Below are 3,924 nucleotides of genomic sequence, written 5' to 3' on the forward strand. Positions count from 1 at the left end.
CCTGCCCACCCACACCCTGTCCGCCCGCACCCGTCCCACCCGCGCCAGCCACCGCTCCCGCCAGCAGGGACGAGGGCGAACGCCGCGTGTGCACCACGACCAGCGGGCACAGTGGTGGCCACACCCCGACTGCCCCGGCGAGCCGTACGGCGGATTCGTCGTCCCCTCCTCCCACCAGGCACACGACGTCCACGACACCCCGAACTGCGCGGCCACCTCCCGATGCGGCGAGGCCGGTGAGTGCCGCGCCCCACCCGTCCCACCGGCCCAGGTCCACGACCACGTCGCGCGCGTGGGAGAGGTGGTGCAGGACGGGGGCCAGGCGGGGATCAGCCGGAGTCGCCCCTCCGCGCTCGTCGGCGACGAGGGCGGGACCACCCCCGATCAGCGGCAACCTCGCGACCAGGTCCGGGTGCTGACTGGGCTCGGAGACCCTCAGGTCCGCCCAGCGCACACCCGGGGTGCGCTCCTCACCGGGTCCCACCAGACCCGGACCGGCCCCGGTGGCGTCCACGGCGACGGCACCCGTGTGCCGGGCGAGTGCACGCACCAGGGTGGTGGTCCCCGCACCTCCCTGCCAGCCGGCCACCGCGACGACGAGTCCCCGACCCACACCTCCACGTTCCCCACCCGGTGCCACTTCAGATCCCGCCTGCCGCCCGGCTCCCGTCTCCCGGTCCGCACCCGTGTGACCGCCCGGACCGGTGAGACGGCCCGCACCCGGGTGACGGTGTGGCCGTCCGTCCCGCACCGAGCGCCCACCCCGTCCTGGTCGCCCGCTCCCCTCCGGTCCGGAGTCGGGGACGACCTCTCCTGACGGAACGCTGCTGGACCGACCCCGGTACTGCTCCAGCGCAACCGCGTGCACCACGTCGGCCAGGAGCGCCTCGTCCCCCGGCAGACGCAGCGTTCCCCGCTCCCCGACGACGATGCTGGGGATGGTGCCGGAGCGGGCCGGGGTCGCCCTCGTCGGATCCCCTGTGAGCACCAGGTCCACGCAGCCCTCCCAGTCGGCTGGGTCCGCGTCCGGGACACGACCGGGACCGGGTGACGCACCGCGACCCGGCGGGAGCACCGGACGGCCGCCGGGGCCACCCCGACCGGCGCGCGCGGCACCACGCGCCACATCCGCGACGACCTCGCCCCCGACCAGGCGGATGACGGCCGCGGCGGCACTTACCGCAGCCGGGTCCAGGCCGTCGAGCAGCACCCGGGGCGGCAGCGACGTGCCGGCCACGACGGCCCGGCCCCGCCCGTCCCCGGTTCCCGGTGGTCTCCCCCGCGCAGCGTGTTCCATGGCCCCACGACACCCCGGTGCGCGATCGCGCGCCACCGCGCACCCCCTCGCCTGTGGAAGACTGGGCGTGGATCCGGCCTGTGGACAACCCCTGAGAGGGACCCGTCCTCCAGCGACCACACGGCGGTGACGGTGAAGGGGGCGACATGGACGTGGAGCACACACACCCGACATGCGCAGCCTTCTTCGACCTCGACAAGACGGTCCTGGCGACGGCATCCTCGATGGCGATGCGCGACCCGCTGGTCCGCGCCGGTCTCATCACACGCCGGGGGGCAGCCATCGGGATCCTCATCCACCTCCCCTACCTCCTGCGCGGCGCCGACGAGCGCCTCATGGAACGCATGCGCGAGTCACTGGGGGAGCTGGCGCGCGGGTGGGACGCCACGGTGCTGGAGTCGACCGTGGCCGACGCCCTGACGGGTTCCATCGACCCCGTCTGCTACACCGAGGCCCTGGACCTCATCGCGCTGCACCACGCCGCCGGGCATGCCGTGGTCATCGCCTCGGCCTCGGTGGAGCAGATGGTCCGCCCCATCGCCACGATGCTCGGCGCCGACCACGCCATCGGGTCCGTGGCGGAGGTGGACGAGGACAACACCTTCACCGGGCGGATCCTCCACTTCAACCACGGGGAGGACAAGGCCCACGCCTGCGCGCGCCTGGCACAGGAGCAGGGCTGGGACCTGACGGAGTGCTTCGCCTACTCCGACTCCGTGACGGACCTCCCCCTTCTGGACCTCGTGGGGCACCCGGTCGCGGTCAATCCCGACCGCGGGCTGCGCGAGGTCGCACGGGAGAAGGACTGGCAGGTCCTGTCCTTCAGCCACACGGTGCGGGTGCGCACCTCCCCGGCGCGGGTGCTACTCCCCTTCGCCGTCGCAACCCTGACGGCCTGCGCGGTCGGGTATGCGCTGGTGCGCGCCCGNCCCCGACCCACACCTCCACGTTCCCCACCCGGTGCCACTTCAGATCCCGCCTGCCGCCCGGCTCCCGTCTCCCGGTCCGCACCCGTGTGACCGCCCGGACCGGTGAGACGGCCCGCACCCGGGTGACGGTGTGGCCGTCCGTCCCGCACCGAGCGCCCACCCCGTCCTGGTCGCCCGCTCCCCTCCGGTCCGGAGTCGGGGACGACCTCTCCTGACGGAACGCTGCTGGACCGACCCCGGTACTGCTCCAGCGCAACCGCGTGCACCACGTCGGCCAGGAGCGCCTCGTCCCCCGGCAGACGCAGCGTTCCCCGCTCCCCGACGACGATGCTGGGGATGGTGCCGGAGCGGGCCGGGGTCGCCCTCGTCGGATCCCCTGTGAGCACCAGGTCCACGCAGCCCTCCCAGTCGGCTGGGTCCGCGTCCGGGACACGACCGGGACCGGGTGACGCACCGCGACCCGGCGGGAGCACCGGACGGCCGCCGGGGCCACCCCGACCGGCGCGCGCGGCACCACGCGCCACATCCGCGACGACCTCGCCCCCGACCAGGCGGATGACGGCCGCGGCGGCACTTACCGCAGCCGGGTCCAGGCCGTCGAGCAGCACCCGGGGCGGCAGCGACGTGCCGGCCACGACGGCCCGGCCCCGCCCGTCCCCGGTTCCCGGTGGTCTCCCCCGCGCAGCGTGTTCCATGGCCCCACGACACCCCGGTGCGCGATCGCGCGCCACCGCGCACCCCCTCGCCTGTGGAAGACTGGGCGTGGATCCGGCCTGTGGACAACCCCTGAGAGGGACCCGTCCTCCAGCGACCACACGGCGGTGACGGTGAAGGGGGCGACATGGACGTGGAGCACACACACCCGACATGCGCAGCCTTCTTCGACCTCGACAAGACGGTCCTGGCGACGGCATCCTCGATGGCGATGCGCGACCCGCTGGTCCGCGCCGGTCTCATCACACGCCGGGGGGCAGCCATCGGGATCCTCATCCACCTCCCCTACCTCCTGCGCGGCGCCGACGAGCGCCTCATGGAACGCATGCGCGAGTCACTGGGGGAGCTGGCGCGCGGGTGGGACGCCACGGTGCTGGAGTCGACCGTGGCCGACGCCCTGACGGGTTCCATCGACCCCGTCTGCTACACCGAGGCCCTGGACCTCATCGCGCTGCACCACGCCGCCGGGCATGCCGTGGTCATCGCCTCGGCCTCGGTGGAGCAGATGGTCCGCCCCATCGCCACGATGCTCGGCGCCGACCACGCCATCGGGTCCGTGGCGGAGGTGGACGAGGACAACACCTTCACCGGGCGGATCCTCCACTTCAACCACGGGGAGGACAAGGCCCACGCCTGCGCGCGCCTGGCACAGGAGCAGGGCTGGGACCTGACGGAGTGCTTCGCCTACTCCGACTCCGTGACGGACCTCCCCCTTCTGGACCTCGTGGGGCACCCGGTCGCGGTCAATCCCGACCGCGGGCTGCGCGAGGTCGCACGGGAGAAGGACTGGCAGGTCCTGTCCTTCAGCCACACGGTGCGGGTGCGCACCTCCCCGGCGCGGGTGCTACTCCCCTTCGCCGTCGCAACCCTGACGGCCTGCGCGGTCGGGTATGCGCTGGTGCGCGCCCGACGCACCTGGGCCTGAGGGGCGCCGACCCGGGCCAGGCCCGGGCCGTCCGCACCCCCGCACCCCCGCCCCCCCAG

The 3,924-nt window shown here is 74.1% G+C and carries 2 protein-coding genes and 1 pseudogene; 2 read left to right on the top strand and 1 reads right to left on the bottom strand.

The window, feature by feature from the left end; translation table 11 throughout:
- Positions 1-1,297 (bottom strand): annotated as a pseudogene (locus BQ9890_RS15940) (hypothetical protein); the annotation flags it as partial.
- A 146-nt stretch (positions 1,298-1,443) separates the two neighbouring features.
- On the opposite strand from BQ9890_RS15940, the gene BQ9890_RS10845 reads away from it, so the two are divergent.
- Positions 1,444-2,316, top strand: coding sequence for an HAD family hydrolase (locus BQ9890_RS10845; RefSeq protein WP_075891468.1), 873 nt, complete (start codon positions 1,444-1,446; stop codon positions 2,314-2,316).
- Between the two features lie 751 nt (positions 2,317-3,067).
- Positions 3,068-3,865, top strand: a complete 798-nt coding sequence (locus tag BQ9890_RS10850) for an HAD family hydrolase (protein ID WP_075891470.1) — start codon at positions 3,068-3,070, stop codon at positions 3,863-3,865.
- Positions 3,866-3,924 lie beyond the last annotated feature (59 nt).

It is taken from the genome of Actinomyces provencensis (assembly GCF_900155435.1).
GTDB lineage: Bacteria > Actinomycetota > Actinomycetes > Actinomycetales > Actinomycetaceae > Pauljensenia > Pauljensenia provencensis.